Origin of the sequence: Nocardia sp. CA-120079 (assembly GCF_050955745.1) — a bacterium.
GTDB lineage: Bacteria > Actinomycetota > Actinomycetes > Mycobacteriales > Mycobacteriaceae > Nocardia.
The window spans coordinates 6,711,402-6,724,315 of record NZ_CP192088.1 but is presented as its reverse complement, the minus strand read 5'-3'; the positions used below and the strand labels follow the sequence as shown (position 1 = coordinate 6,724,315).

Genomic DNA, 12,914 nt, shown 5'->3' with positions numbered 1-12,914 from the left:
GACGAAGGATTCAGCGTACGCGGGTGCCGAGCAGATGACGCACGCCGCCGACGAACAGTTGCAGACCGAAGTCGAAACGCGCTGTCGCGTCCGGGGTTTCGTTGAGCGGTGAGGCGTCGTCGGTGAGCGCACCGGCCGAATCCATCTGCATTCTGGACTGTTCGTCCACGGTTTGTCCGAGCACGTAGTACAGCAGCGTGTACGCCGCGAGTTCGGCTTCCGGCCGCGGCATCCCGCCCCGGATCGCGGCGCCGACGAGCCGTTCCCGCCCTTTGCTCGTGGTGAGTCGGGAGGCATAGGTCGCCGAGACCAATTCGGCGCCGTCGCGATAGGCGAGCAGGCAACCGCGCAACCGGTGCGCCAATTCGGTGATCTGGCCCGACCAGTCCTCGGCTTCGATCGGATCCTCCATCGGGGCCAGAATCCGGTCGGCGACCGCGCCGAGTAGCGCCTGCTTATTGGGGAAATGCCAGTACAGCGCACCGGGCTGGACCTGGAGTGAACCGGCGAGCCTGCGCATGGTCAGGTCGGCGAGACCGTACTGGTCGAGAATGGCGATGGCGCCGTCGACCACGTCCGCGCGGTGCAGCTGCACGCTGTTTCCTTCCCCGAGGTGCTTTGACTCACTTGTTACCGCTACCCTAGCCTGAACACCGTTCAAGTTGCACGGCCACCTCGGCCGGACGAAGGGATTCGTGCAGTGACCCAGGCACCCGTCCAAACCGACATTCTGGCGACCGCCCGCGAGCAGGTGCTCGAGCGCGGCGAAGGCCTGACGCAGGAGCAGACCCTCGAGGTGCTGCGGCTCGGCGACGACCGGCTCGAGGAACTGCTCGCCCTCGCGCACGACGTGCGCATGAAGTGGTGCGGTCCCGAGGTCGAGGTCGAGGGCATCATCAGCCTCAAGACCGGTGGCTGCCCCGAGGACTGCCACTTCTGCTCGCAGTCGGGCCTGTTCCAGTCGCCGGTGCGCGCCGCCTGGCTCGATATCCCCAGCCTGGTCGAAGCCGCCAAGCAGACGGCGAAGACCGGTGCTACCGAGTTCTGCATCGTCGCGGCCGTGCGCGGTCCGGACGAGCGGCTGATGGCGCAGGTCGCCGCCGGTGTCGAGGCCATCCGCAACGAGGTCGACATCCAGGTCGCCTGTTCGCTCGGCATGCTCACCCAGGAGCAGGTCGACCAGCTCGCCGCCATGGGCGTGCACCGCTACAACCACAACCTGGAGACCTCCCGTTCGCACTTCCCGAACGTCGTCACCACGCACACCTGGGAAGAGCGTTGGGACACCCTGCGCATGGTGCGCGCGGCCGGCATGGAGGTCTGCTGCGGCGGCATCCTCGGCATGGGCGAAACCCTGGAGCAGCGTGCGGAATTCGCGGCGAATCTGGCCGAGCTCGAGCCGGACGAGGTGCCGCTGAACTTCCTCAACCCGCGTCCGGGCACCCCGTTCGGCGACCTCGAGGTGCTGCCCGCCGCCGACGCACTGCGCGCCGTTGCCGCATTCCGGCTCGCGCTGCCGCGTACCATCCTGCGCTTCGCGGGCGGTCGCGAGATCACCCTCGGCGACCTCGGCGCCAAGCAGGGCATCCTCGGCGGTATCAACGCTGTCATCGTCGGCAACTACCTGACCACCCTCGGTCGGCCCGCCGAAGCGGACCTGGATCTGCTCGGTGAGCTGAAGATGCCGATCAAGGCGCTCAACGAAACACTCTGAATCGGTAACGAAAGAGGCTGGCGCCGTGAGTACTGTCATGGATATGGACGAGCGCTACAACCCGTTCACCGGCAAACGCATCGTGCCGGGGCTCGACGATCCGGTCCCGGCCGCCGCGGCACTGGGACTGGAGCCGCCGCGCTTCTGCGAGCAGTGCGGTCGGCGCATGATCGTGCAGGTCAGCCCGGACGGCTGGTGGGCGAAGTGCTCGCGGCACGGCGTGCTGGATTCGAAGAATCTGGAACACCGCTAGTGGTGGCCGAATACGGCGACGTCGTCACCGCGCCGACGGGATCGGCCCGGATGGCGGGCGTGCGGCGTGAGCTGCGGGCGTCCGCGCTGATCGCGGTCGCGGTGGTGCTGCTCGGCGTGCTCGGCGGTGTGGTGTGGGCCTTCGTGGCACCCACCGAGCAGTATCTGGTGGTCAAGGCGCGTGCAGGCGCGGAGCCGGCCAAGGGCGCGGCGCTGACCGGGGAGAGCGTGCACCAGTTCGACGCGCTGGCGATCTTCGTGTGCATCGGCGCGGTGCTGGGTGTGCTGACGGCGATCGGCGCATGGCGTTGGCGTCGCGTGCGCGGACCGCTGCTGCAACTGGGGCTGCTGATCGGTTCCGGCGCAGGCGCTTACGTGATGTCGAAGGTCGGCGAGCAGATCATGCAGTGGCAGCATCCGATGCCCTACGACCCCGCGGTCGGCCAGATCGTTCGGCTGCCGGTGGAGGTCGGCAGTTGGCTGGCGCTGCTCGTGCAACCGCTGCTCGCCTCGCTGATCGTGCTGTTCCTCGCTGCGCTCAGTCCGACAGAGGATCTCGGCACCGGCTTCAGCGGACCGCTCGGCGATTCGCGGCCATACTTCACTGCGGCAAGCGGATTCGCGTCCGTCGACAATGCCGATTCGTATCGTGGCGCTGCGAACGGCGGGCCGGTGCCCTACGGTGTGCCGTATGGCGGCTTCGGACCGCCCGGTTCGGATCGCGCGCGCTGACGTTATCCGAACCGTTGCCCGCGCGGCGGCACAGACGTACCAGAATGGCCTAGAATTGTGGGACACGCTGTGCGTTCAGAGAGGAACGGATCATGGCGTTCGTCGGTAGCGGACCAGTGGTCGAAGAACTCGACGCGAAATTCTGGCGGGTCGTCGAGCCGCTCGTCTATCACGGTGCCACACAGGAATTCGTCATCCCAGCGGGCTTCCGCACCGACTTCGCGTCGGTGCCACGAGCATTGGTCTGGCTGATACCCCGCTACGGCGCCTACACCCGCGCCGCCATCCTGCACGACTATTTGCGGAGCTCGCACGAGGTGAGCACCGCCGACGCGGACGGCCTGTTCCGACGCTGCCTGCACGAGTTCAACGTATCGGTACCGCGTCGTTGGATGATGTGGGCCGCAGTGCGTTTGGGGAGCGGATTGCGCGGCGCCACTGTCGGTGATATCGCAGGCTTTCTGCTCATCGCGATCCCCTCGATCCTGTTCCTGGCGATCCCGGTTTTCGTGGTGCAGGTGTTCCTGTGGCTGTTCTGGTTGGTGGAGTTGGTGTTCTGGGCTGCAGCGCGCGTCGGACAGCGCACCGCGGCCCCGCCACCACAACCCCAGATGAAGACCGCCTGACCGTCCGGCCCGGAACTCTCCTTCGGCAGTTCAACCTGCGTGTTCGCATGTCGTGATCGAGGCTCGCGCTCGCGACCCGGCTTGATCTCATTGCACGCCAGGGAGTTTCGCTCCCGCTATCGGAACGTGCAGGAGGCAGATGGAATCGCGTCTGCGAGCGTCGCCGAGAACCGTTTTCGCACAACAATGCGCCGCGCTTCAAAGCTGCGGGCAATCCCACCCTGCGTCGGGTGGCGGCTGCAGCGGAGGCACGGATGCGGGCGACGCGGAGACCCGGACAGAAGGCGGTGCATCGGTTCAGCGCTTCGGGTTCTGATGATGTCTCCGGATCAGCTGACCCGGCTGGCCGAGGAGTTGCGGAAGCTGCCGCTGCGCGACCCGGAACCCGACGATGTCCCGTCGTCTTGGCTTCGGCGCGACGACGGACGAACCGCCGTGCAGGTGAAAATCGGTGGTGGCGGTGTCGGGGGCGCGGATACCGTTGGTGCGCAAGGTCGAGCGTGGGAAGGAGGTGGCGATGAGCGAGGATGTGTTGACCAGGCATGGGCAGGGGGTGCTGGTTCCGGAGGTCGGGAAGTCGGAACGGGCGGATCTGGTGGCGTGGCGGCGGCGGGACGCGTTGCGCCGGTCCAGTGCTGCGCAGCCGATACCCAGTGCGCGGCGGTATCGGCGGAAGGCGAAGCACAAGGGGCGGGAACGGGATTGAGGTCGCGTCCCGAGTGACCCCGTTTTCACGTGCGAAGGCACGTGGAGGCGGGGTTTTTCTGTTGTTGGCGGGAACAGGGCTCGGACGAGCCGGTGCCTCTCGGAGTCCGTTTCCAGCAGTGCGCATCCGGTGAGCAACTTGTTTGTGGCGAGGTCGTCGGACACGCTCGAAAGTGGTTCTGCCACAGTACTTTCGCTGCCTGTCGGTACCTGCATTCATTCGCCCCGGAACGATGAACAGGCGACCGCTTTCCGGACCGGATAACTCGTATCCGACTGTGACCAGCCATATTCGGCGGCTCCGCGCATTGCTCCGTATCGCCCGGCGTGATCGCTGTCTACCCTCTGAGTTGTTCGATTCGTTCGAATCGCGGAGCCGGTTTCCGGGTCTCGACTCCGCGAATCACCGGGAGGATTCAGCGATTCGGAGGGGGAGAGCAATGTCCTGGAAATCGGTGTACGGGGTGGTGGCGGGAGCCGTGCTGGCGATCGGAGTGATTTCCGGCGCGGCGCAAGCGGCCGCCGAGCAGTCGGGCGAGGTGCCGACACCGGTCGAGGCCGAGTCCGCGTTCGGCGTGTCTCTGGCCGGTGTGCGTTTCGAGCTCCGGGCACCTGGGGGTGCCCGGCGGGCTGTCCGAGTAGAAGGGGAGTGCCCTGGTCGATGGTGACCAGGGCACGCTCGGATGCCGTGGCCCCTACGGCAGTGGCCACGGCACAGTCCATTTCGAGCTCGGCGATCGCTTCGGGGGAGCGGTCGCCGAACCGGGAGGGGGCGATCGTGGGGCAGGCGATCGCGGGAGGTCAGGTGGGTGGGCGCAGTGCGGCGAATTCGTCGGTGACTCGGATTTCGGAGTCGGTGAACCGATACACCGCCGCGGGGCGCCCACCCGCCCGGCCGGGGGATGCGGTCGCGCCGGTCGGCGTGATCACCTTGCGGCGGGTGAGAACTCGCTGCAGATTCGTCGTGTCGACATCGTAACCGAGTGCGGCGCAGTAGATTTCGCGCAGCGTGGACATGGTGAACCGCTCGGGTGCCAGCGCGAAGGCGATATTGGTGTAGGAGAGCTTCGCGGCGAGCCGGGTGCGCGCGTGCTCGACGACTGTGCCGTGATCGAACGACATGCGCGGCAACTGGGAAACCGGATGCCACGTGGTGTCCGAGGGCAGTTGCGGGTCCGCGGTCAGCGGCACCAAACCCAGATAGGCCGAGGCGATTCGCCGCGGTGCGGGCACGCGGTCCGGACTACTGAATACCGAAAGCTGCTCCAGATGCGCCAGCTCGCGCACATCGACCTTCTCGGCGAGCTGGCGACGGGCCGAGACATTGAGGTCTTCGTCGTCGCGCAGCCGCCCGCCGGGTAGCGACCAGGTGCCCTTCTGCGGGTCGAGTGCCCGCTCCCACAGCAGCACCGCGAGTTCGGTCCGCTGACCGGGCGGACACGGTCGAATCAGCTCATCTGTCATGCGCGCAGGGCCGCTACCTGCGGTGATGTCCTCGGAGAAGCGCCGAACCTGGAACACCGCGGTGAGCGTTTCGTGGATGGTGCTACTATGGGCCACGTTTTCGATTATAAGTCGAAAACCTGGTTTGGTGCGAATCGGCTGGCATGTGAAAAGGCACAAGGGCCGAGCGCACGAGGAGAGGAGCCATCATGGCGACGATGGGTGTGAAGCTGGCGCCCCCGCTGATGGGACAGGTAGTCGACGGTCCGACCGGATTCTCCGGTGTCGAGGCCACACCGGAGTGGGCGGCCGAGGTCAAGCGCCTCGCCAGGGAGCGCAACGCGACGATTCTCGCGCACAACTACCAGTTGCCCGAGATCCAGGACGTGGCCGACCATGTCGGTGACTCGCTGGCGCTGTCCCGTATCGCGGCCGAGGCCCCCGAGGACACCATCGTGTTCTGCGGTGTGCACTTCATGGCCGAGACGGCCAAGATCCTCAGCCCCGAGAAGACCGTGCTCATTCCGGACCAGCGGGCCGGCTGTTCCCTGGCCGATTCCATCACCGCCGACGAATTGCGGGCCTGGAAGGCCGAGTTCCCCAATGCGGTGGTCGTCTCGTACGTGAACACCACCGCCGCGGTGAAAGCGCTCACCGATATCTGCTGCACCTCCTCGAATGCCGTCGACGTGGTCGCCTCCATCGATCCCGACCGCGAGGTGCTGTTCCTGCCGGATCAGTTCCTCGGTGCGCACGTCAAGCGGGTCACCGGCCGCGAGAACATGCACATCTGGGCGGGCGAATGCCACGTACACGCCGGGATCAACGGCGACGAGCTGACCGAACAGGCTCGCACCCACCCGGATGCCGAACTGTTCGTGCACCCCGAATGCGGTTGTGCCACTTCGGCGTTGTACCTCGCGGGCGAGGGCTCCTTCCCGGCCGACCGGGTGCACATTCTGTCGACCGGCGGGATGATCGACGCCGCCAAGGCCGCGAAGTCGAATCAGGTCTTGGTGGCCACCGAGGTCGGCATGCTGCACCAGCTGCGCAAGGCCGCCCCCGACATCGACTTCCAGGCCGTGAACGATCGTGCGTCCTGCAAGTACATGAAGATGATCACCCCGGCGGCGCTGCTGCGCTCGCTCGTGGAGAACACCGACGAGGTGCACGTCGACCTGGAAACCGCCGCGCTGGCCCGTAATTCGGTGCAGCGCATGATCGAAATCGGTAACCCGGGCGGTGGCGAATGAACGGCCGCGAACGGAGCGCGACGCGAGCGCTCGTCCGGAGTGGCGGTGCGGAATGATCGCCGGGGCGGTCGGTAGCGATATCGCTGCCGACCAGGTCGAGAAGGGGCGAGGCGCATGAGCGCCGCGCCGCGAGTCGACTGGGAGGCCGCCGCCGATCTGGTCGTGATCGGCGGGGGCGTCGCCGGATTGACCGCGGCACGGACGGCATCGCTGCGCGGACTGCGGGTGCTCATCCTCAGCAAGGGCGGCCCGACGGATACCGCAACCCAGTACGCCCAAGGCGGTATCGCCGTTGTTGCGCCGCATGAGGATTCGGTGGAATCGCATGTGCGCGACACGGTCGAGGCCGGTGCCGGACTGTGTGACGAGGCGGCGGTGCGTTCGATCGTCGAGGGTGGTCAGGCCGCCGTCGCCGCACTGACCGATTTGGGTGCGGTCTTCGATCTCGCTCGGGACGGCCAGATCTCACGCACCCGCGAGGGCGGTCACAGCACGCGGCGGATCATTCATGCCGGAGGCGACGCCACCGGCGCCGAGGTACAGCGCGCGTTGAACGCGGCCGGGCTGCCGGTCCTGTTCGGTGCCGCGGCACTCGAAGTCGTCACCGGGCGCACCGGTGTGCAGGGTGTGATCGCGGTGTCGGAGAACGGATTCGGGGTCGTGCACGCACCGGCGGTGCTGCTGGCCACCGGCGGGCTCGGTCAGCTCTACGCGCTGAGCACGAATCCGCCGGGTGCGACCGCCGACGGCATCGCGCTGGCGCTCTGGGCCGGCGCCACGGTGGCCGATCTCGAATTCGTGCAGTTCCATCCGACGGTGCTGTACACCCCCGGCGGACTCGGCAGACGGCCGTTGATCAGCGAGGCGGTCCGCGGCGAGGGCGCGACACTGGTCGATTCCGAAGGGAATTCGGTGACCGCGGGTGTGCACCCGCGTGGTGATCTGGCACCGCGCGATGTGGTGTCACGTGCGATCGCCGCACGGATGCGCGCCCTCGGCGCCGATCACGTCTACCTCGACGCCCGAGCGATCGAAAGCTTCCCGCAACGGTTCCCGACGATCACCGCATCCTGCCTGGCCGCCGGGATCGACCCGCATACCGAGCTCATTCCGGTCGCACCCGCCGCGCACTACCAATGCGGCGGGGTGGTGACCGACACCCACGGCCGGACTGCGGTTCCCGGTCTGTATGCCGCGGGCGAGGTGGCGCGTACGGGGCTGCACGGTGCCAACCGGCTGGCCTCGAACAGTCTGCTCGAGGGACTGGTGGTCGGTGAGCGGGCCGGGGTGGCCGCTGCTGAACGCCTCGGCGAGGAAGCGCATGTGACCGACGTGTCCTTCCACACCATCCCGCGTGCGGCCCGAGCCTTGGTGCAGCAGTCGATGACATTGCATGCCTCCGTGGTTCGCGATGCCGCCGGACTGGCGGAGGCGGCCGTGCGGTTGCGAGATGCGATGTCGCACAGTGCGGCAAGTCGCTTGCGTGCCGAGTTGACCACTGCCAAACAGCGATTGACGGGTGCGCCGATCGAGCTCTCCGCACTGAACAGCAGCGGTGCGATGAATACCGGTGCGGCACAGCGCATCACCGCGTTCGAGGACGCTGCCCTGACCCTCACCGCCCAGGTGCTCCTGCTCTCCGCGGCAGCCCGCACCGAAAGCCGCGGCTCCCACACTCGCTCCGATCACCCGACCCCCGACGATCACCAACGCCGCAGTCGCGCAGTGCGTCTGGGCCCAGAAGGTCACCCCGTCCCCGCCCCCGACGGCCTGGACCTCACCACCTGGACTCAGGACGCCATCCCCAGCGCCTCATGACCGCGGCAATGCACGAGAACAAGTAGGACTAGGAGTGCACTGATGGGACTGGATACCGGCCTGGATCGTGACGAGGTGCTGGCCCTGATTCGCACCGCACTGGATGAGGATCTGCGCTACGGCCCCGATATCACCACGGCGGCAACGGTTCCCGCCGATGCGGCGGTGAAGGCATCGGTGGTTTCGCGCCAACCGGGCACGGTGGCCGGGCTCGATATCGGGCTGCTCGTGCTCGACGAGGTGATCGGCGCGGGCAATTACGAAATCACCGATCGGGTCGCCGACGGCACCCGGGTCGAGCCGGGCCGGTCAGTGCTCGGGCTGGTCGCGCCGACCCGCGGCCTGCTCACCGCCGAACGCACCATGCTCAACCTGGTCTGCCACCTGTCCGGCATCGCGACCGCCACCGCCGCCTGGGTCGACGAGGTCGCGGGCACCGACTGCCGCATCCGCGACAGCCGCAAAACCCTGCCCGGCCTGCGTGCCCTGCAGAAATACGCGGTCCGCGTCGGCGGTGGCGTCAACCACCGCATGGGCCTCGGCGATGCCGCCCTGATCAAGGACAATCACGTGGTAGCCGCAGGTTCGGTGGTCGCCGCCCTGCGCGCGGTGCGCGAGCTCGCCCCCGATATCGCCTGCGAGGTCGAAGTGGACAGCCTCGAACAACTGGACGCCGTCCTGGCCGAAAACGTCGAACTGGTCCTGCTCGACAACTTCCCCCTCTGGCAAACCCAAGCCGCCGTCCAACGCCGCGACGCCCAGGCCCCCACCACCAAACTCGAATCCTCCGGCGGCCTGACCCTCGCCGACGCTGCCGACTACGCCCGCACCGGCGTCGACTACCTGGCCGTCGGCGCACTGACCCACTCGGTGCGCGTCCTCGACCTCGGCCTGGACATGTAACCGTCAGGCGGTGAGTTCGCGTTCCAACGGCGTGCGGAAGCGGGGGATGGCGCGAACCTCGCCGTACCAGGTGGTGATGCGGGCGGCTTCGGCTTCGATGAGAGATTCCGCTTCGGAGCCGATGTCTTCGAGTAGGCGGTAAACGATTTCGCCGTCTTTGCGCTGGGCCCAGCCGCCGACTATGCGCCCGTTGCACCAGATGGTGGGACCGACGTTTCCGTTGCGGTCGAAGAGATTTGAGGCATGGGGCCCGAGGTACCAATCGCGAGACTGCCAGCCCATGGGGGTCGGGTCGAGTGCGGGGAGCAGGGCAGCCCAGGGTTCGGACTCGGGGGTCGGGTCTTGGTCGTCGGCGAGTAGCAGACCGGTGGTGCCGTCGAGATCGACCTCCACCACATCGAGTTCGGCGAGGGCCTTGCGAACCTCCGCGAGTGTCCAGCCGGTCCACCACTTGATATCGGTGATGGGCGCGGGTCCGAAGGCGTAGAGCCACTGCCGGACGAGTTCGGCGCGTGCCGCATCGGCGGGCATGGTCGCAACACCTTGCGGCAGCCAGGTTTCTATCGGCGCCCAGGTGTATTGGCTGCTCGTCCAACTGCCGTTCGGCCGACCGCGCACGATGCGCCCCTCGACACCCAGGATCACGAGCACCCAGGTGGTAATGCTGGTGGGGCGCGAATATGCCTTGTCCGGAGCGGGATTCACCTGTGTGCGCAGCCGGGGCACGTCCTTGCTCAGCTGTGCGCCGGTCGCCGCTCCGCGCGCCAAGAGCGCCTTGTGCGTTTCGTCTTCGACATCGGCCAGCCACGTGCGCACATCCCCGTCGACCACACCGGCCTGCTCGATGAACCTGCCGTAGGTGCGACGTTGCTTCTCCGCCAACGCATCCGCGCACGACGCCTGCAATACCGGCAGCAACTCGACCGGTGCGATGAACATCGTGCGCCGCATCGCCAGCAGGCGTAGCAGCGTCCGATCGTCGTACAGCGCCTTCTCGACATGTGCGGGCTCAGCGGTGAGACTGCGCGCGCCCACCGACAGGTACACCGTCGCTGGATCCGTCGCATGCAGGACGACGAGGGATCGGACAATGTCGGCAACGTCATCGGTGCGACACGCTGGTGTCAGCCGATGCCGCCGTGCCAGCCGGGCCCGCCGTTCTGCCGCATCGATCGAACGCATATGCGAATACTAGCGGTCAGATGCCGAACTGCTGCGGATCCACTCCCAGCGTCTGGCATGCCTCCCGTACCGCGGCGATCTCGTTCTGATCGAAATTTCCGTCCGCATTGCCGATCATGATGCCGATCTGGACGACCGCATGCGCCTCGGTCGGCTTCCCCGCCGCCTTGCCGATCTGCTGCAGCACATGCGCCCGCCCGAATGCCGGATCGGCGACCAGCCGGTTGCAGTTGTCCTCGAACAGATCGCGCAATTCATCGGTCGGGAAGTTCTGCAGCACCGGATCGGAGCCGATGAGTCCGGCCACCCGCATGCGCTCGGCCGGATCGATGGTGCCGTCGGCCGCCGCGACGAGTGCGCACATGCCCATGCTCGCATCCCGGAACGAACCGCCGCGCAGCTCGTTCTTCTTGGCCAGCAACTGCGCTCGCCACTGGGGGGCCTTGTCCATCAGATCCATCAGGCGACCGATATTGGTCGCATTGCTGATGAGACGGTTCAAGAAGGCCATGGAAACTCCCCGGAACGAAGTTCGGACGACAGACGGGCCCGAACTCTGGATCGACAGAGCGCACGGTAGCAGAACCCGCCGGGACACGCCTGCCTCCGAAACACCGCCGAATTACGCCGGCTGCCAGGCGCGCACCAGATCGAGCAACCCCGGAAAACGGGCGTCGAGATCCTCGATCCGCACCCTGCTGCGGCGCTCGAGTCCGTACTGCCGCTGCCGGGTGACACCGGCCTCGCGCAGCACCCGGAAATGGTGCGTCAGCGTCGATTTCGGCCGATCGATATCGAACCAGCCGCATGAGCGATCGGCCTCAGGGGATTCGAGCAGCAGTTTCTGCACCATGCTCAGCCGCAGCGGATCGCTGAGTACGCCGAGTACATCCTCGAGCCGCAGTTCGGCACGCGTCGGCTCGGGCAGCGTGGTCGCGACGGTGTCGGTCGATGGCATCGGCTCTCCTGCGAATCGCGAATTCCTAGTTCGACTTCTATCGTACTAGATGTTAAGTTCGATTCCCGTCGTACCAGTACGAGAATTTTCGAACCAGGAGGTTGGGATGGCGACACTCACAGCGAAACCGGAAACCGAGGTGCGGCACGACGGCGCAGTGTGGCTGGCGGCTTGGCCTGTGCTCGCGGTCTTCGTGCTCTCGAATGCCCCGACCCCGCTGTATGTCTTGTGGCAGCAGCGGCTCGGCTTCTCCTCAGGCACGTTGACCGCTGTATTCGCCTGCTACATCGTCGGATTGCTCGGTGCGCTGCTGGTCGCGGGTGTTGTCTCGGACCGCATCGGCCGCAAGCCCGTGCTGCTGCCCGCGGTGCTCCTCGCGATGCTCGCCTGCGTCCTGTTCGCCACCGCGAATTCGGTCGCGATGCTGGCGATCGCGCGCCTGCTCACCGGAACAGCGGTCGGCGCGGCCGTCTCGGCGGGGATGGCGGCGGTAACCGATATCGGCGGCCCGGCGCGCAAACGGCTTGCCGCACTTGCGGCCTCATCGGCCATGGTGCTCGGCGCGGGCTTCGGTCCGTTGCTGGCGGGTCTGCTGTCACAGTTCGTTCCCGGCCCGACCGTCACGATATTTGTCGTCGAAATCGTCTTGCTTGCTACGGCTTTCGTGGTCGTCGCGCGGCTCGACCTGCCCAAAGGCGCTCGCGGACGTGGCCCATGGATCCGCATCCCCGCGGTCGCACCGGGCGGACGCACGGCGGTGCTGCTCGGCATCGCGGTGTTCGCGCCGGGTATCACCGCGACATCATTCGTGCTCTCGCTCGGCCCCTCGCTGCTGTCGAACCTCTTGGGCGCGACCAACCGCGTGCTTGCGGGCGGCCTTGCCTTTGTCATGTTCCTCGGCGCCACCGGCATCCAATTCGCGGTGCGGCGACTGCGTCTGCGCACGATCCTGCTCGGCGGTACGGCGGCCACCCTGCTCAGCATGATCACCCTGGTCGCGGCGCTGCGGCTGTCATCGATCGCGTTCTTCGCCGCCGCCGCGATCCTCGCGGGCGTCGGCCAGGGTATGGGCCAGTTCGGCGGTCTCACGGCCATCAGCGCGAGCGTGCCCGCCGATCGGCTCGCCGAGGCCAATGCCGCTCAGAACGTCGGCGGATACCTGCCCGCCGCGGTACTTCCGCTGTCAGCCGGATTTCTCAGTGACGCAATCGGTTTGCCCGCGGGCGCGACCACCTTCGCCGGCATCGTCGGCGCCGCCGCGGTGCTCGGCGCGGTATTCGTCGCGATTCGCCCCAGCACCGCGACCGGACAGCGATAGCCGCATGTCA

At 67.1% G+C, this 12,914-nt stretch carries 16 protein-coding genes; 10 read left to right on the top strand and 6 right to left on the bottom strand.

Translation table 11 applies throughout. From position 1 onward, the window contains the following. Positions 1 to 10: 10 nt before the first annotated feature. Positions 11 to 595, bottom strand: a complete 585-nt coding sequence (locus ACQPYR_RS31115) for a TetR/AcrR family transcriptional regulator C-terminal domain-containing protein (protein WP_433622450.1) — start codon at positions 593 to 595, stop codon at positions 11 to 13. A 105-nt stretch (positions 596 to 700) separates the two neighbouring features. On the opposite strand from ACQPYR_RS31115, the gene bioB reads away from it, so the two are divergent. The 4 genes from bioB to ACQPYR_RS31095 all read left to right on the top strand — a co-directional run bounded on the left by bioB (position 701) and on the right by ACQPYR_RS31095 (position 3,324). Then, a complete protein-coding gene (gene bioB / locus ACQPYR_RS31110; RefSeq protein ID WP_063042115.1) occupies positions 701 to 1,714 on the top strand; it encodes a biotin synthase BioB in 1,014 nt (337 codons plus the stop codon). Positions 1,715 to 1,751: 37 nt separating this feature from the next. Further along, positions 1,752 to 1,967 (top strand): hypothetical protein, encoded by a 216-nt coding sequence (locus ACQPYR_RS31105; RefSeq protein ID WP_174415049.1) that lies wholly within the window; start codon positions 1,752 to 1,754, stop codon positions 1,965 to 1,967. A 2-nt stretch (positions 1,968 to 1,969) separates the two neighbouring features. Further along, a complete protein-coding gene (locus tag ACQPYR_RS31100; protein WP_433622449.1) occupies positions 1,970 to 2,698 on the top strand; it encodes a DUF2567 domain-containing protein in 729 nt (242 codons plus the stop codon). Positions 2,699 to 2,790: 92 nt separating this feature from the next. Continuing rightward, positions 2,791 to 3,324: a DUF1353 domain-containing protein gene (locus ACQPYR_RS31095; RefSeq protein WP_433622448.1), complete on the top strand. Its 534-nt coding sequence runs from the start codon at positions 2,791 to 2,793 to the stop codon at positions 3,322 to 3,324. A gap of 297 nt (positions 3,325 to 3,621) precedes the next feature. Here ACQPYR_RS31095 and ACQPYR_RS31090 read toward each other — a convergent pair whose 3' ends face one another. Beyond that, positions 3,622 to 3,816 carry a hypothetical protein gene (locus tag ACQPYR_RS31090; RefSeq protein ID WP_433622447.1) on the bottom strand — a complete coding sequence of 65 codons (195 nt, stop codon included), beginning with the start codon at positions 3,814 to 3,816 and terminating at the stop codon, positions 3,622 to 3,624. A gap of 25 nt (positions 3,817 to 3,841) precedes the next feature. Here ACQPYR_RS31090 and ACQPYR_RS31085 point away from each other — a divergent pair, with 25 nt between their 5' ends. Both ACQPYR_RS31085 and ACQPYR_RS31080 read left to right on the top strand, forming a co-directional pair. Beyond that, entirely contained in the window at positions 3,842 to 4,030 is a 189-nt protein-coding gene (locus tag ACQPYR_RS31085) for a hypothetical protein (RefSeq protein WP_397087997.1), read from the top strand. Positions 4,031 to 4,469: 439 nt separating this feature from the next. Continuing rightward, positions 4,470 to 4,697: a hypothetical protein gene (locus ACQPYR_RS31080; RefSeq protein WP_433622446.1), complete on the top strand. Its 228-nt coding sequence runs from the start codon at positions 4,470 to 4,472 to the stop codon at positions 4,695 to 4,697. Positions 4,698 to 4,830: 133 nt separating this feature from the next. Here ACQPYR_RS31080 and ACQPYR_RS31075 read toward each other — a convergent pair whose 3' ends face one another. After that, positions 4,831 to 5,589, bottom strand: a complete 759-nt coding sequence (locus ACQPYR_RS31075) for an NUDIX hydrolase (RefSeq protein WP_433622445.1) — start codon at positions 5,587 to 5,589, stop codon at positions 4,831 to 4,833. Between the two features lie 92 nt (positions 5,590 to 5,681). Here ACQPYR_RS31075 and nadA point away from each other — a divergent pair, with 92 nt between their 5' ends. From nadA to nadC, 3 genes are all read left to right on the top strand, one after another. Beyond that, entirely contained in the window at positions 5,682 to 6,725 is a 1,044-nt protein-coding gene (gene nadA, locus ACQPYR_RS31070) for a quinolinate synthase NadA (protein WP_433622444.1), read from the top strand. 114 nt (positions 6,726 to 6,839) lie between these two features. Continuing rightward, positions 6,840 to 8,543: an L-aspartate oxidase gene (locus ACQPYR_RS31065; protein ID WP_433622443.1), complete on the top strand. Its 1,704-nt coding sequence runs from the start codon at positions 6,840 to 6,842 to the stop codon at positions 8,541 to 8,543. Between the two features lie 42 nt (positions 8,544 to 8,585). Then, a complete protein-coding gene (nadC, locus tag ACQPYR_RS31060) occupies positions 8,586 to 9,446 on the top strand; it encodes a carboxylating nicotinate-nucleotide diphosphorylase (RefSeq protein ID WP_433622442.1) in 861 nt (286 codons plus the stop codon). Positions 9,447 to 9,449: 3 nt separating this feature from the next. Here nadC and ACQPYR_RS31055 read toward each other — a convergent pair whose 3' ends face one another. The 3 genes from ACQPYR_RS31055 to ACQPYR_RS31045 form a co-directional block, all read right to left on the bottom strand. Next, positions 9,450 to 10,628 (bottom strand): winged helix DNA-binding domain-containing protein, encoded by a 1,179-nt coding sequence (locus tag ACQPYR_RS31055; protein WP_433622441.1) that lies wholly within the window; start codon positions 10,626 to 10,628, stop codon positions 9,450 to 9,452. Positions 10,629 to 10,644: 16 nt separating this feature from the next. After that, positions 10,645 to 11,139, bottom strand: a complete 495-nt coding sequence (locus ACQPYR_RS31050) for a tellurite resistance TerB family protein (protein ID WP_433622440.1) — start codon at positions 11,137 to 11,139, stop codon at positions 10,645 to 10,647. Positions 11,140 to 11,250: 111 nt separating this feature from the next. After that, entirely contained in the window at positions 11,251 to 11,586 is a 336-nt protein-coding gene (locus ACQPYR_RS31045; protein ID WP_433622439.1) for an ArsR/SmtB family transcription factor, read from the bottom strand. A 106-nt stretch (positions 11,587 to 11,692) separates the two neighbouring features. On the opposite strand from ACQPYR_RS31045, the gene ACQPYR_RS31040 reads away from it, so the two are divergent. Beyond that, entirely contained in the window at positions 11,693 to 12,904 is a 1,212-nt protein-coding gene (locus tag ACQPYR_RS31040) for an MFS transporter (protein ID WP_433622438.1), read from the top strand. The last annotated feature ends 10 nt before the right edge of the window (positions 12,905 to 12,914 follow it).